The sequence below is a fragment of the Methylorubrum sp. B1-46 genome (assembly GCF_021117295.1).
In the GTDB taxonomy this organism is placed as follows: Bacteria; Pseudomonadota; Alphaproteobacteria; order Rhizobiales; family Beijerinckiaceae; genus Methylobacterium.
Genome location: NZ_CP088247.1, coordinates 2,783,188 through 2,796,151 on the forward strand (window position 1 = coordinate 2,783,188; position 12,964 = coordinate 2,796,151).

At 66.8% G+C, this 12,964-nt stretch carries 14 protein-coding genes; 5 read left to right on the top strand and 9 right to left on the bottom strand.

Annotated features, from left to right (window positions below; genetic code table 11):
- Positions 1 to 9: 9 nt before the first annotated feature.
- The 3 genes from LPC10_RS12825 to LPC10_RS12835 all read left to right on the top strand — a co-directional run bounded on the left by LPC10_RS12825 (position 10) and on the right by LPC10_RS12835 (position 2,284).
- Positions 10 to 1,191 carry a pyridoxal phosphate-dependent aminotransferase gene (locus LPC10_RS12825; RefSeq protein WP_231342064.1) on the top strand — a complete coding sequence of 394 codons (1,182 nt, stop codon included), beginning with the start codon at positions 10 to 12 and terminating at the stop codon, positions 1,189 to 1,191.
- A gap of 186 nt (positions 1,192 to 1,377) precedes the next feature.
- Positions 1,378 to 1,791: a DUF1236 domain-containing protein gene (locus tag LPC10_RS12830; RefSeq protein ID WP_108940480.1), complete on the top strand. Its 414-nt coding sequence runs from the start codon at positions 1,378 to 1,380 to the stop codon at positions 1,789 to 1,791.
- A 199-nt stretch (positions 1,792 to 1,990) separates the two neighbouring features.
- Positions 1,991 to 2,284 carry a hypothetical protein gene (locus LPC10_RS12835; RefSeq protein ID WP_231342066.1) on the top strand — a complete coding sequence of 98 codons (294 nt, stop codon included), beginning with the start codon at positions 1,991 to 1,993 and terminating at the stop codon, positions 2,282 to 2,284.
- A 5-nt stretch (positions 2,285 to 2,289) separates the two neighbouring features.
- Here LPC10_RS12835 and mscL read toward each other — a convergent pair whose 3' ends face one another.
- Entirely contained in the window at positions 2,290 to 2,715 is a 426-nt protein-coding gene (mscL, locus tag LPC10_RS12840) for a large conductance mechanosensitive channel protein MscL (RefSeq protein WP_231342068.1), read from the bottom strand.
- A 419-nt stretch (positions 2,716 to 3,134) separates the two neighbouring features.
- Here mscL and LPC10_RS12845 point away from each other — a divergent pair, with 419 nt between their 5' ends.
- Positions 3,135 to 3,839, top strand: coding sequence for a sigma-70 family RNA polymerase sigma factor (locus LPC10_RS12845; protein WP_231342070.1), 705 nt, complete (start codon positions 3,135 to 3,137; stop codon positions 3,837 to 3,839).
- A 123-nt stretch (positions 3,840 to 3,962) separates the two neighbouring features.
- Here the strand turns inward: LPC10_RS12845 and gyrB are convergent, their stop codons facing one another.
- The 8 genes from gyrB to LPC10_RS12885 all read right to left on the bottom strand — a co-directional run bounded on the left by gyrB (position 3,963) and on the right by LPC10_RS12885 (position 11,533).
- Positions 3,963 to 6,410: a DNA topoisomerase (ATP-hydrolyzing) subunit B gene (gene gyrB / locus LPC10_RS12850; protein WP_231342072.1), complete on the bottom strand. Its 2,448-nt coding sequence runs from the start codon at positions 6,408 to 6,410 to the stop codon at positions 3,963 to 3,965.
- Between the two features lie 239 nt (positions 6,411 to 6,649).
- A complete protein-coding gene (locus tag LPC10_RS12855; protein WP_231342074.1) occupies positions 6,650 to 7,294 on the bottom strand; it encodes an MBL fold metallo-hydrolase in 645 nt (214 codons plus the stop codon).
- Between the two features lie 73 nt (positions 7,295 to 7,367).
- A complete protein-coding gene (locus LPC10_RS12860) occupies positions 7,368 to 7,772 on the bottom strand; it encodes an acyl-CoA thioesterase (protein ID WP_231342075.1) in 405 nt (134 codons plus the stop codon).
- Between the two features lie 96 nt (positions 7,773 to 7,868).
- Positions 7,869 to 8,012: a hypothetical protein gene (locus tag LPC10_RS12865; protein WP_231342076.1), complete on the bottom strand. Its 144-nt coding sequence runs from the start codon at positions 8,010 to 8,012 to the stop codon at positions 7,869 to 7,871.
- Positions 8,013 to 8,219: 207 nt separating this feature from the next.
- A complete protein-coding gene (locus LPC10_RS12870; RefSeq protein WP_231342077.1) occupies positions 8,220 to 8,504 on the bottom strand; it encodes a hypothetical protein in 285 nt (94 codons plus the stop codon).
- 125 nt (positions 8,505 to 8,629) lie between these two features.
- Positions 8,630 to 8,815 carry a DUF1508 domain-containing protein gene (locus LPC10_RS12875; protein ID WP_096485510.1) on the bottom strand — a complete coding sequence of 62 codons (186 nt, stop codon included), beginning with the start codon at positions 8,813 to 8,815 and terminating at the stop codon, positions 8,630 to 8,632.
- Positions 8,816 to 8,909: 94 nt separating this feature from the next.
- On the bottom strand, positions 8,910 to 10,442 hold the full coding sequence (locus LPC10_RS12880; RefSeq protein WP_133088637.1) for a DEAD/DEAH box helicase: 1,533 nt from the start codon (positions 10,440 to 10,442) through the stop codon (positions 8,910 to 8,912).
- Positions 10,443 to 10,766: 324 nt separating this feature from the next.
- Positions 10,767 to 11,533 (bottom strand): IS5 family transposase gene (locus tag LPC10_RS12885; RefSeq protein ID WP_231342078.1). Its coding sequence is split into 2 segments (ribosomal slippage): positions 10,767 to 11,218 and positions 11,218 to 11,533, totalling 768 coding nucleotides; the frame shifts between segments, so codons are not numbered across the junction.
- A gap of 303 nt (positions 11,534 to 11,836) precedes the next feature.
- Here LPC10_RS12885 and LPC10_RS12890 point away from each other — a divergent pair.
- A complete protein-coding gene (locus tag LPC10_RS12890) occupies positions 11,837 to 12,922 on the top strand; it encodes a calcium-binding protein (protein ID WP_231342079.1) in 1,086 nt (361 codons plus the stop codon).
- Positions 12,923 to 12,964 lie beyond the last annotated feature (42 nt).

Sequence of the window (12,964 nt, forward strand, 5' to 3'; positions counted from 1 at the left end):
GTCGAGACCATGCTGCGGATCGTGCCTTCCTTTAGCCGGATCGGCGAGGAGAACGCCTTCGCGGTGCTCGCCCGTGCGGGCGCGCTCGCGGCGCAGGGCCGCGACATCGTCAATCTCGGCATCGGCCAGCCGGATTTTCCGACGCCGGCCCATATCGTCGAGGCCGGCATCAAGGCGTTGCGCGACGGCCATCACGGCTACACGCCGGCCGTCGGCATCCCGCCGCTCCGCGAAGCGGTGGTGCGGGACTTCTATCGCCGCCACGGCGTCGAGGTCTCGCCCGATGCGGTGATGATCGTGCCGGGCGGCAAGGTCACCATGTTCGTGGCGATCCTGATGTTCGGCGAACCCGGCGCTGAGATCCTCTATCCAGACCCTGGCTTTCCGATCTACCGCTCGATGATCGAGTTCACCGGCGCGACCCCGGTGCCGGTACCGATCCGCGAGGCCAACGGCTTCGCCTTCTCGGCGCAGGAAACGCTCTCGCTGATCACGGAGCGCACGCGCCTCCTGATCGTCAACTCGCCGGCCAACCCGACCGGCGGCGTCACGCCGAAGATCGAGGTCGATGCGCTCGTCGAAGGTCTCGCGGCCCATCCCGGCATCGCCGTTCTCTCGGACGAGATCTACGGCACCATGACCTATGACGGGCAGAGGCATGTCTCTCTGCTCGCCTATCCCGAGATCCGCGACCGGCTGATCCATCTCGACGGCGCCTCGAAAACCTACGCAATGACGGGCTGGCGGCTTGGCTGGTCGGTCTGGCCGAAACCCCTCTACGACGCCGCCCGCAAGCTCGCGGTGAACTCCTTCTCCTGCGTCAACGCCGCCACGCAATGGGCCGGTGTCGCCGCCCTCGACGGCCCTCAGGACTGCGTCGCGGCGATGGTCGCTGAATTCGACCGGCGCAGACGACTTATCGTGGACGGTCTGAACCGACTGCCGAACGTCTCCTGCGTCACACCGAAGGGCGCGTTCTACGCCTTCCCGAACATCGCTCGGACGGGATGGAAGGCGAAGGCACTGGCCACCGCGCTCCTTGACGAGGCAGGCGTCGCGGTGATCGGCGGACCGGATTTCGGTGTCCACGGCGAGGGGTATTTGCGCCTCTCCTACGCCAACTCCGCCGAGAACATCGCTCTTGCCCTGGAGCGGATAGGACAGTTCCTGTCCGAGTGCCCGCCCGCCTGACACGGCGGAAGCATCCGTGTCGTCGTGCGAGAGCTTCCGAGAAGCTCGGCCTCCGATTCAGGCAGATGCCGGCAAACTCGGCCTTTCTCGATTTTCCATGCATCCGAATTCGAGGCTCGGGCGTTACTGGCCCATGCTTCGCTGCGCTCAGGTTGCGGCGGACGTCAGAACGACGGAGTGACCCGAATGAAGATCAAGACCCTTCTCGCCGCCTCGGCCATTGCCCTTGCTCTGCCCATGGCGGCTCAGGCTCAAGGCACCCTGCGCGGTGCCGAGCGCGGTGCTGAGGAAGGCGCGGCGGCGGCTGGCCCAATCGGCGGGATCGTCGGCGGTGCAGTCGGCGCGGCCACCGGGACGATCGGCGGTATTCTCGGTGTCGAGGATCGCCCGCGCTTCCGTTCGTATGTTCGCGAGCGCAACGTTCGCTCCTACGACTATGACGGCCGCGTCGTCGTCGGCTCCACCCTGCCGTCCTCGGGCGTGACCTACTACGATGTCCCGAACGAGTACAACGTGACCCGCGGCACCCGCTACACGGTCGTCAACGACCGTCCGGTGCTGGTTGATGGCCGTCACCGCATCATCGAAGTGCTCGACTAAGCACTGAGCCGATAGTCGCCCGCACTGGGCAGCACGATCCGGCCCCGGCACTCCGTGCCGGGGCCGTTTTTATGCCTCGTCTGCCGAGATAACACAGCATCACACCCTTGCCGACAGGACGCGAGGTGTCGGACGCAACGGTCCATGTCTTTGATCGTTTATTGATGCGAGACAACACTCGGATAGATCAGGACTGAAGATGAGCGGCCCCGAAACCACACCCGAAAAGCTTCCCGATAGCTCGCCGCTGCCGGAATCCGTTCGCGATCACCTCGGCCACGAGCTACGTGGTGTGCTGACCGAGACGACTCCCGGACCGCGATTTCTTGGCGACGAACCGTCGGTGCCGGAGAAGTTCGAGCCGCAGATCCGCCGCCTCGAGACGCGGCTGAAGACGCACGAGGAGGGCACGGACGCCGTCGAGCAGGCGCTCGACCGAATTCTCGATGCCTTCGGCGTCGCTCCTGACGAGGATGCGGGCAGAGGGAAGTAGGACGCTCACGTCCGTCGCGTTGCCAGCAGGTCTCGGATCTCGGCGAGCAGTTTCACCTCAGTCGGCACTTCGGCCTCGGGCTTCGGCTTGGCCTCTTCACGGGATTTCAGCGCGTTCATGGCGCGGATCACCAGGAACAGCACGAAGGCGATGATGGTGAAGTTGACCGCCAGCGTCAGGAACTGGCCGTACCCGATCACCGCGCCGACCTTCTTCGCCTCGGCATAGGGCATGCCCGCCTGCACCTTGGACGAGAGCGGGATGTAGTAGTTCGAGAAATCGAGGCCGCCGGTGATCGCTCCAATGATCGGCATGATCACGTCCTGAACCAGCGAGTTGACGATCGCGCCGAACGCCGCGCCGATGATCACGCCCACGGCGAGATCGACCACGTTGCCGCGCAACGCGAACTTCTTGAACTCTTCCAGCATCCGGGCCTCCCGCGACGGCGTCTCGAACGGAGTGCGCCGCCTGCGAAGCTATGCCGGAGGCGGCGGATGCCAAGGGGATGCTGTCCGTGTTCTCCGCATCCATTCGGCTTTAACGACCCTCCCTGGATGGCTCCTTACCGCCCGTCGCGGGCCACGCATCGTGCCGATGCCGGCAGGCCGGTGCGGCTGAGCTGAAAGTAGATCCAGAAGAGGCTCAAGCTTCGGCTTCGAATTTTGCCGAACCCAGCAATTTTCTAGAAAAGATCAGAAACAAACCCGCTCGTTTTGCATGCAATCGAGCTGGCGGCAGCGCACGGATAGGCGCCGTTGTGGCGCCGTTTAGGATTAGTTCATTTTTAAATTGCTACCGAGCAATGGCTACTCCCAATGTTCCCGCCTTTGCCGAGGTACCGCTCTGGATGCCTGACGAACCGCTTCACCACACATTGCCGAAAGGTCCCGGCTCAATCCAGGGTGAAACGGCAAACGCTGTCGCGGGGCACCTGACCTTTGCCCTGCGCGACTACTTCGATCTTGCGAGTCAGGCGCCCCTTCCGGGGCGGCTCGCCGAGCTTCTGCAGCAGTTCGAGACTGCGCTCACGGCGCATGGCGGAGAGGTGGAGGCCGTCTTCCGGGACGATCTCGTGAAGGCGCTGCCGATGCTGCGCACCTTTGCGATCTCGCTCACCGCTAACCCAACTCGGGCCGACGACCTCGTGCAGGAGACCATGGTCAAGGCCTGGGCGAATCGGGAGCGGTTCACGCCGGGCACGAACTTCACGGCGTGGTTGTTCACCATCTTGCGCAACCAGTTCTACACCGAGATCCGCAAAGGGCGCCGCGAGGTGGAAGATGCCGATGGCGTCCATGCCGGCACGCTCACCGCGCATCCCGATCAGGAGCACGCGGCGGGGCTGCGGATGGTGATGAACCTGATCGGCACGCTGCCGCTGCCGCAGCGGCAGGCACTCCTGCTCGTCGGCGCCGAGGGCTTCACCTACGAGGAGGCGGCCGAACGGCTCGGCTGTCAGGTCGGCACGGTGAAGAGCCGTGTCAGCCGCGCCCGTGCCTTCCTGATCGATTCCTTCGACGGGCTGCCGGACGGGTTGGCGGCGCGGGCCTGACCCGCGCCATCGCGACGATCAGGGCACCGCTCGGAATATCCGATTCAGGGAGGCGCCCTATCTCGCTGTTTTAGCGCCGTCTTTTCCGAGAATACGGTCGACCGCTTCTCGGGCCATTCGTTTTTAGACGTCGAGATTGGCCACGCTCAGTGCGTTTTCCTGAATGAACTCGCGGCGCGGCTCGACGATATCGCCCATGAGCTTGACGAACAGGTCGTCGGCATCGGTCGTGTCCTTGACCTTCACCTGCAGCAGCGAGCGCACGTCGCGGTCGAGCGTCGTCTCCCAAAGCTGCTGCGCGGTCATCTCGCCCAGGCCCTTATAACGCTGAAGCTGAAGACCCTTGCGGCCGAACGCCATCACCGCCTCGAACAGGCCGACGGGGCCGTAGAATTCGGTCTCGTCTCCCTTGCGGGACAGCGTCACCGGCTCCTCGTAGATCTCGCGAAGGGTTTCCGCCCGCTCGGCGAGGCGCCGGGCCTCCTGTGAGGCGAGCAGTGTCGCGTCGAGGGTGGCGACCTGCTTCACGCTGCGAAGCGTCCGGCTGAATTCGTAGCCGCCTTCCGACGCCGCACCGGTCCAGCCCTTCTCGATCTCGTCGGCGATCCGATCGAGACGCTTGGCGGTGCGGTCGGCCAGAACCTCGGCCTCACCGGGATTCTCCGCGACATCCTTGGCGAAGGCGCCGGCCAGGACCGCCTGCTCGACCACCGCGCGGTCGTAGCGGGTATGGAGCCCGTGCAGAACGCTGCGGAAGGCGCGCGCCTCCTCGACCAGCGTCTTGAGCTGGGCGCCGCCGAACTCGGTGCCCGAGGCGAGCCGCAGCACGGCGCCGTCGACGCCCTGATCGATCAGGTAATCCTCCAGCGCCCGCTCGTCCTTGAGGTAGAGCGCGCGCCGGCCGCGCTCGGCTTTGTAGAGCGGCGGCTGGGCGATGTAGAGGTGCCCGCGCTCGATGATCTCCGGCATCTGCCGGAAGAAGAACGTCAGCAGCAGCGTGCGGATATGCGAACCGTCGACATCCGCATCGGTCATGATGATGATGCGGTGATAGCGCAGCTTGTCCGGGTTGAAGCCCTCGCGATCGGTCGAGGAGCGGCCGATGCCGGCGCCGAGCGCGGTGATCAGTGTGCCGATTTCGGCCGAGGACAGCATCCGGTCGGCGCGCACGCGCTCGACGTTCAGGATCTTTCCGCGCAGGGGCAGGACCGCCTGGAAGGTCCGATCGCGGCCCTGCTTGGCCGAGCCGCCGGCGGAATCACCCTCCACCAGCAGCAACTCGCATTTCGACGGATCGCGCTCCTGACAATCGGCGAGTTTGCCAGGGAGCGAGGCGATGTCGAGGGCGCCCTTGCGGGTGATCGTCTCGCGCGCCTTGCGCGCCGCCTCGCGGGCTGCGGCGGCCAGAACGACCTTGCCCATCACCGACTTGGCCTGGGCCGGGTTCTCCTCGAGCCAGGTCGAGAGGCCCTCGTTGAGGATGTTCTCCACCGCCGGACGGACCTCGGACGAGACGAGCTTGTCCTTCGTCTGCGAGGAGAATTTCGGGTCCGGCACCTGCACGGAAATGACGGCCGTCAGGCCCTCGCGGCAATCGTCGCCGGTGAGCGAGACCTTCTCCTTCTTGGCGATTCCCGAGGACTCGGCGTAGCCGGTCAACTGGCGCGTCAGGGCGGCGCGAAAGCCCGCCATGTGGGTGCCGCCGTCACGCTGCGGGATGTTGTTCGTGAACGGCAGGACCGTTTCGTTGAACGAGTCGTTCCACCAGAACGCCACCTCGACGCGGATGCCGTCGCGCTCGCCCAGGACGGTGACGGGCTTTGCCATGCCATCGACGGGTTTGCGCGAGCGGTCGAGATAGCGCACGAACGCCTCGACGCCGCCCTCGTAGCAGAGCTCTTCCCGCTTGTGCTCGGCGTGCCGTGCATCGGTGAGCACGATGCGCACGCCGGAATTCAGGAAGGCGAGTTCGCGCAAACGCTTCTCCAGCGTCGCGAAGTCGAACTCGGTCATCGTGAAGGTGTCGGGGCTCGGCAGGAACGTCACCTCGGTGCCGCGCCGGTCGCCTGCAGGGCCGACCACCTCCAGGGGCGCGACCGCGTCGCCGTGGCGGAACTCCATCCGGTGCTCCTTGCCGGCGCGCCAGATCCGCAGCTTGAGGCTCACCGAGAGCGCGTTGACCACCGAGACGCCGACGCCGTGCAGGCCGCCCGAGACCTTGTAGGAATTCTGGTCGAACTTACCGCCGGCATGGAGCTGGGTCATGATGACCTCGGCGGCCGAGACCCCTTCCTCCTTGTGGATGTCGGTGGGGATGCCGCGACCGTTGTCGGAGACCGTGCAGGACCCGTCGGCGTTCAGCGTCACGGTGACGAGGTCGGCGTGGCCGGCGAGCGCCTCGTCGATGGCGTTGTCCACCACCTCGTAGATCATGTGATGGAGGCCGGAGCCGTCGTCGGTGTCGCCGATATACATGCCCGGCCGCTTGCGCACGGCATCCAGGCCCTTCAGCACGCGGATCGATTCCGCGCCGTAGCTGTCGGCGTGTTCGGTGTTCGGGGAGTCAGCCATGAAATTCCTCGGGCAGGCGGCTCGTGAGCCTGTTTTCGAGCCCGGCCGGGCCGGGCGCGCCTGCTATGTCCGTGCCCACCTCATATAGGCGTTCCCCTCTGATTTTGCATCGGTTTTCGCGTTGGGAAAGCGCCTCGGAGGACTGATTTCTGACGCGGTTCCGTTAAACTCCCGTTAGGCTCGACGACCGATCTGCCGCGTTGGCCTCGAATCCCTTTGGCGGGCGTGCGCCCGAGCGCTCACCCTTGCAGGAACGGGTTCGTCGTTCGCTCCTGGCCCAGCGTCCCCGTCGGTCCGTGACCGGGAATGAAGGCGACGTCGTCGCCGAGCGGCAGGACCTTCTCCTTGATCATCCGGATCAGTTGCTCGTGGCTGCCGCCCGGCAGGTCGGTGCGACCGATCGAGCCCTGGAACACCACGTCGCCGACGAGGGCGAAGCGGGCGTCGCGGCTCATGAAGACGACGCTGCCGGGGGAGTGGCCGGGGGCGTGCCAGATGTCGAAGGTGAGGCCGCCGATCGTGACGCTGTCGCCCTCGGCGAGCCAGCGGTCCGGCGTGATCGCGCGGGCGCCGTCGAGGCCGTAACTGGCGCCCGCTTCGGACAGGGAGTCGAGCAGGAACTTGTCGGCCTCGTGCGGCCCCTCGACAGGCACGCCGAGCCGCTCCTTCAGCTCGGCGGCGCCGCCGGCATGGTCGATATGGCCGTGGGTGAGCAGGATTTTCTCGACCGTGACGCCCTGCGAGCGGATCGCCGCCTCGATCCGGTCGAGGTCGCCGCCGGGATCGACGACAGCGCCGACCTTGGTGGCATCGTCCCAGATCAGGGTGCAATTCTGCTGGAACGGGGTGACCGGGATGATCGCGGCGCGGGGCGTGGCGGGCATGCGGACTCGGGAGCTTGGGGACGTCGTGTGCGGTTCTAGACCGTTGCGCCGAGAAGCGCCAATGCGTGGCGCCTCAGCTCCCGCTCGGGATCGGACGCGGACGGCCCGCCTCGTCGATGGCGACGAAGGTGAAGGTTGCCTCGGTCACCTTCTCGCGGAGCTGCGTCTGGAAGCGCCGGGCCCAGGCTTCGAGATGGATCTTCATCGAGGTGCGCCCGACATGCCCGATCCGGGTGTAGACGCATAGCACGTCGCCGACCCGCACGGGCCGGATGAAGGTCATCGCATCGACGGCCACGGTCACGACCCGGCCCTGCGCCCGCTCGACCCCGGCGATGCCGCCGGCCTGATCCATCTGCGACAGCACCCAGCCGCCGAAGATATCGCCGTTGGCGTTGGTGTCGGCCGGCATGGCGATGGTGCGCACCGTGAGGTCGCCGATAGGATGCGCATCGCCCACATCGATCGCCTGTGTCATCGCTCCCCCCTTACCGCCGATTCGACGATGCGTTGAGCGCCAGCCAAGCACGGCCGCCGGCCCCGCGCCAGAGGCGGCGAAACGCGAGAGGCGCCGTCAGGGCATCAGGCCGAAAAGCTCCAGCCCGGCGGCGAGAAAGATCGCCGCGGCACAGACGAACAGCTCCAGGGGGATATCCTGCCAGGACAGGGTGCGCGCGGGCGCAATCGCGCGCCGCTGCCGCGTCACGAGATCGATCATGGGCGTCCTCCGGAGCGGCCCGTCTCTCGCGGACCCGCTCACCTGAGCACGATCCTATATCCGACCGGCCACTTCGGAAAGCACCGGACGGAATCCGGCCCGCCGAGACGCGAACACGAAAAAGCCCGAAGCAATCGCGCTTCGGGCTTTTCGACGAACGGTCGATGGCGGGGGAGCGAGACAGCGCCCCCGCGCGGATCGATGAGCTTAGTAGTAGAACCGACGCGGGCCGTAGAAGCGACGCGGGCCGTAATACGGACGGCGGTAGTACGGGCGACGGTAGAACGGGCGCGGGCCGTAGAAGCGGCGACCGTAATAGGGGCGCGGGCCCCAGCCGCGGCGGTAATAGTACTGCGCCTTTTCAGCGGTCGCGGGCGCAGCGTCGGTCACCAGCGCGGCCGAGGGGCCGACCGGAGCGGCCGAGGCACCCTGCGGAGCGACCGCGGCGAGGCCCAGGACCATCAGCGCGGCAATGAGGAATTTCTTGAGCAAGTGTGCATTCCCTCTGCGGCAAACGCGAGCGGCCACGCCGAAGCCGGCGTGCCGCGGGAGCGAGAACGCGCGAAAGGTCGAAACGGTTGCGCGGGAATTTCAGGTCGTGCGGTCGGACGTGCGGATCAGGCGATCTTCGTCGTCATGTCGACGATGGAGGCCTCGCCGCTGCTCTTCACCAGGGCGATGCCGCGCTCGCAATCTTCGCGGCGCATATAGCCCTCGCCGGAATCGGCAATCACGTTGCCGTTCTGGACGCGCAGGCGCCAGCGCCACTGCCCGCCCGCATCACGATAGAGTTCGTAGCGCATCCCGCCTGTCTCCTGCCGGGCCGCGCTTCGAACGAGCACGGCGCGGGATAGAACGCATCCCGCGCCGAAAGGATCGCTTCAGATCACCGAGTGATCAGGAACGCGGCGCACGGTCGAGCCAGCCGATGGCGCGACCGCCCTCGCTGCCGGAGCGCGCGGGGCGACCATCGTTCGGACGGCCGCCCTGGGGACGTGCGCCTTGCGGGCGAGCGCCCTGCGGACGACCCTCGCCGGCCCGCTCGGGGCGGCGCTGATCCTGCCGCTGGCCGTCGGGACGCGGAGCACCGGAGCGCTGGTCCTGACGGTGGCCCGGCTGACCGCCGGGACGACCGCCGCGCGCTTCGTGGGCGCGCGGTTCACCGCGGCCCTCGCCGCCCTGGCCGCGACCGCCGCCCGGACGACCCTGGCGATGGCCGGGGCGACCCTGCGGCTGGCGCGGCGGACGGCGCGCCTCCTCGGCGGCAGTGTCCTGTGCCTCCTGGCGGCTCGGCGGCACGAAGCCCTCGGGGAAGCCGGCGACCGGCACCTTCTGCCGCGTGGTCCGCTCGATGTCGCGGAGATACGCGCGCTCCTCGTCGTTGCAGAACGAGATCGCCTGACCTTCCGCCCCGGCGCGGGCCGTGCGGCCGATGCGGTGAACGTAGGATTCCGGGACGTTCGGCAGGTCGTAGTTCACGACGTGGGTGACACCCTCGACGTCGATGCCGCGGGCGGCGATATCGGTGGCCACCAGCACGCGGCAGGAGCCATCGCGGAAGGCCGCCAGCGCCCGCTCGCGCTGCGGCTGGCTCTTGTTGCCGTGGATCGCCGCGCCGACGATGCCAGCCTTGTCGAGGCCGCGCACGACCCGGTCCGCGCCATGCTTCGTGCGGGTGAAGACGAGCACGCGCTCGATCTTCGGGTCGCGCAGGACATGGTTGAGCAGGGCCTGCTTGGCGCCGGTGTGGCAGAAGATGACCTGCTGATCGACTCGCTCGGCGGTGGTCGCCACGGGCGTGACCGCCACCTGCACCGGGTTGCTGAGATACTGGTCGGCGAGACCGGCGATGTTCTTCGGCATGGTGGCCGAGAAGAACAGGCTCTGGCGGCGCGCCGGCAGCATCTTCACGATCCGCTTGAGTGCATGGATGAAGCCGAGGTCGAGCATCTGGTCAGCCTCGTCGAGGACGAGGATCTCGACGCCCTCCAGCGTCAGCGCCCGGCGATCGACGAGGTCGATGAGCCGGCCCGGCGTGGCGACGAGGATATCGACGCCCGGCGCGATCGCCCGCTCCTGGCGGCTGATGTTCACGCCGCCGAACACGACGGTGTTGGTGTAGGGCAGGTGCCGGCCGTAATCGGAGAAGCTCTCGGCGATCTGGCTCGCCAGCTCGCGGGTCGGCGAGAGCACGAGCACGCGGCAGCCGCGGCGCGGCGCGCGGCGGTTCTCAAGGGAGAGGCGGTGCAGGATCGGAAGGGCGAAGGCGGCGGTCTTGCCGGTGCCGGTCTGGGCGATGCCGCAGAGGTCGCGGCCCTCCATCGCCGGCGGAACCGCCTGCGACTGGATCGGGGTCGGCGTGACGTAGCCGGCCTCTTCCAGCGCGCGGAGCACGGGCTGAGCGAGGCCGAAATCAGTGAATTGGGTCAAGTCGGTACTTTCAGGCAGCGGAACCTGCGATCCGGCGCAGCGCGCTCGGAGAAACGAGGAGGTCCGTCGGTGCGGAAGGCTGCCCGCGTGATGGGGCGGCCTGGGGTGCATGCACGTTGAAGAGAGGGGCCGGGGCGCGACCTCGGGAGGCGCGAACCGTCACGCAGCCCCCTCAAGCGACCCCGTGTGGCCGCTGACGCTGCAGGTGCGATATGCGACGTTGCACCTGCGAAGTCAATGCGAAGGACGCAGCGAAGGTCGGGCCGACGCAAGACGATCGAGGTTCGACGCGCATGCCGTCGCAGATGGCACTAGGGCCTGTTGTCACTTGATCCAATCGCAGGCTGCGGCGAGGCAGAGGACGCCTGTGAAGCTGGCGGCGGTCTTCTCGTAGCGGGTGGCCACCGCTCGCCATTCCTTCAGCCGCGCCCAGAGGCGCTCGACGCGGTTGCGGTTGGTGTAGATCCAGTCTGGGCAGTGGGTGGGTGCTTCGTTGCGCTTGGTGGGGACAGCCGGCTTGGCGCCCCCGTCGCGGATGTGCTGACGGAAGCCGTGACTGGAGTAGCCGCGGTCGGCCACGACCCACAGCGGCACGCCGGGCAACTGGTCGAGCAACGGCACGGCGTGGGGCAGTTCGTGCGCCTGTCCCGGCGCGAGGCGGAAGGCGACGGCGCGGCCTGCGCCGTCGGCGATCACGCAGGCCTTGGTGCCATACCCGCCACGAGACCGGCCAAGCGCTTCACGACCGTCTCGCTCGGTCGCAGATCCCCCCTTTTGGCCGCACCTGCCGCCTTCTGGTGCGCCCGCATGTTGGTGCCGTCGAGGAACACCATGCCGAGCTGCACGCCGCGCTCCTGCACCAGGGCGAGCAGGCGCTCCCACACCCCGGCGCGTGCCCAGCGGATGAAGATCTGCGCCGCCCGCCACCACGGCCCGAACTCGTCTGGAATGGCCCGCCACTTGGCCCCGTTCTGGTGCCGCCACAGGATGGCCGAGAGCGTGCGTTGCAGGTCCTGCGGCGGGGTCTTCGCCTTCGGCCGGCAAGCATGCACCAGCGGCTCTAGAGCCGCCCACTGCGCGTCGTTCAGCATCAGCCCGCTCCATCCAGAGGACGGAAAACGCTCACACCCCCAAGACGTTCAGGCGACGACAGACCCTAGCAGCGCATGATGCGAGCGTCGATCCGGATGTCGTCCCCGATGCCGTCCTCCGATTCACAAGTAGCCAATATTCAACAAAGATTAAGAATACAACCTTGGCCGTAATCGCTAGTATATATCAAAGAGCAATAACGCTCTTGTGATGGAGAAAAGGCTGTCACGCCAGGGAACATCATCAATCCTGCGTCAGATGTTCGATCGGTGGCTTGAAACCGCTTGAGCAGGAGACGGGCAATGGCGACGATTACGGGAACGAACGTAGACAATGTTCTGACCGGCACGCCGGATGACGACATCATTCTCGGTCTTCTCGGGAACGACGTCATCACCGATCCGGGCGGCTTCAACCGGATCGATGGCCAGGACGGAAACGACACCATTACCGGTGGCAGCGACCTCGATTACATCGCCGGCGGGCCCGGCATCGACACGATCTTCGGCGGGGCCGGCTTCGATCAGATCATCGGCGAGGCCGGCAACGACACGATCTACGGCCAGGATGGCGACGACTACGCGGCCGGCAATCCTGGTGACGACGCTCTCTACGGCGGCCTCGGAAACGACTTCCTGGTCGGCGAGGCGGGCGTCGATCTCGTCTTCGGCGACGAGGGCAACGACTTCGTCGCCGGCGGCGACGACAACGATACCGTCAGGGGCGGCGACGGCGACGACCTCGTGGACGGCGACCTCGGCAACGATGCCCTGTTCGGCGACGCAGGCAACGACGTTGTCTTCGGCGATTACGGCGACGACCGGATGTCGGGCGGTTCGGGCACCAACACCCTCGACGGCGCGCTCGGCACCGACACGGCCGTCTTCGCCTTCAGCTTCGCCGCCGCCAATGTCACGTCGGCCGGCACCCTGTCCGTGATCGGCGCCCAGTACTCCACGGACACGGTCAAGAACACCGAAGTGTTCGAGTTCGCCGACCGCTCCATCCTGCAGGCCGACGGCTTTGCCCTCGTCGACGACCTGTTCTACCTGAGCCAGTACAAGGACGTCTTCAACAACGGCAACGACGCCGAGCAGCATTTTCGCAATTACGGCTGGCGGGAGGGCCGCGACCCGAATGCCTTCTTCGACACGAAGGGTTACCTCGCCGCCTATACCGACGTGGCGGCGGCCGGCATCGATCCGCTCGAGCACTACCTGGTCTACGGCTGGAAGGAGGGCCGCGATCCTTCCGCTCAGTTCAGCACCAATCAGTATCTCGCGGCCTACGGAGACGTGGCGGCGGCCGGCATCAATCCGTTGCAGCACTACCTCGAATACGGCGCGGTCGAAGGGCGTTCAACCTTCGGTGACGGCACCTTCGCCTAACGATACTGTCACGGCGGAAGCCGAGCGATCCGGCATAGCTCC

Bases quoted from the DNA above. Each gene is read 5' to 3' on its own strand.
- LPC10_RS12825 (WP_231342064.1), top strand. From the start codon at position 10: ATGCTGCGGATCGTGCCTTCCTTTAGCCGGATCGGCGAGGAGAACGCC.
- LPC10_RS12830 (WP_108940480.1), top strand. From the start codon at position 1,378: ATGAAGATCAAGACCCTTCTCGCCGCCTCGGCCATTGCCCTTGCTCTG.
- LPC10_RS12835 (WP_231342066.1), top strand. From the start codon at position 1,991: ATGAGCGGCCCCGAAACCACACCCGAAAAGCTTCCCGATAGCTCGCCG.
- mscL (WP_231342068.1), bottom strand. From the start codon at position 2,715: ATGCTGGAAGAGTTCAAGAAGTTCGCGTTGCGCGGCAACGTGGTCGAT.
- LPC10_RS12845 (WP_231342070.1), top strand. From the start codon at position 3,135: ATGCCTGACGAACCGCTTCACCACACATTGCCGAAAGGTCCCGGCTCA.
- gyrB (WP_231342072.1), bottom strand. From the start codon at position 6,410: ATGGCTGACTCCCCGAACACCGAACACGCCGACAGCTACGGCGCGGAA.
- LPC10_RS12855 (WP_231342074.1), bottom strand. From the start codon at position 7,294: ATGCCCGCCACGCCCCGCGCCGCGATCATCCCGGTCACCCCGTTCCAG.
- LPC10_RS12860 (WP_231342075.1), bottom strand. From the start codon at position 7,772: ATGACACAGGCGATCGATGTGGGCGATGCGCATCCTATCGGCGACCTC.
- LPC10_RS12865 (WP_231342076.1), bottom strand. From the start codon at position 8,012: ATGATCGATCTCGTGACGCGGCAGCGGCGCGCGATTGCGCCCGCGCGC.
- LPC10_RS12875 (WP_096485510.1), bottom strand. From the start codon at position 8,815: ATGCGCTACGAACTCTATCGTGATGCGGGCGGGCAGTGGCGCTGGCGC.
- LPC10_RS12890 (WP_231342079.1), top strand. From the start codon at position 11,837: ATGGCGACGATTACGGGAACGAACGTAGACAATGTTCTGACCGGCACG.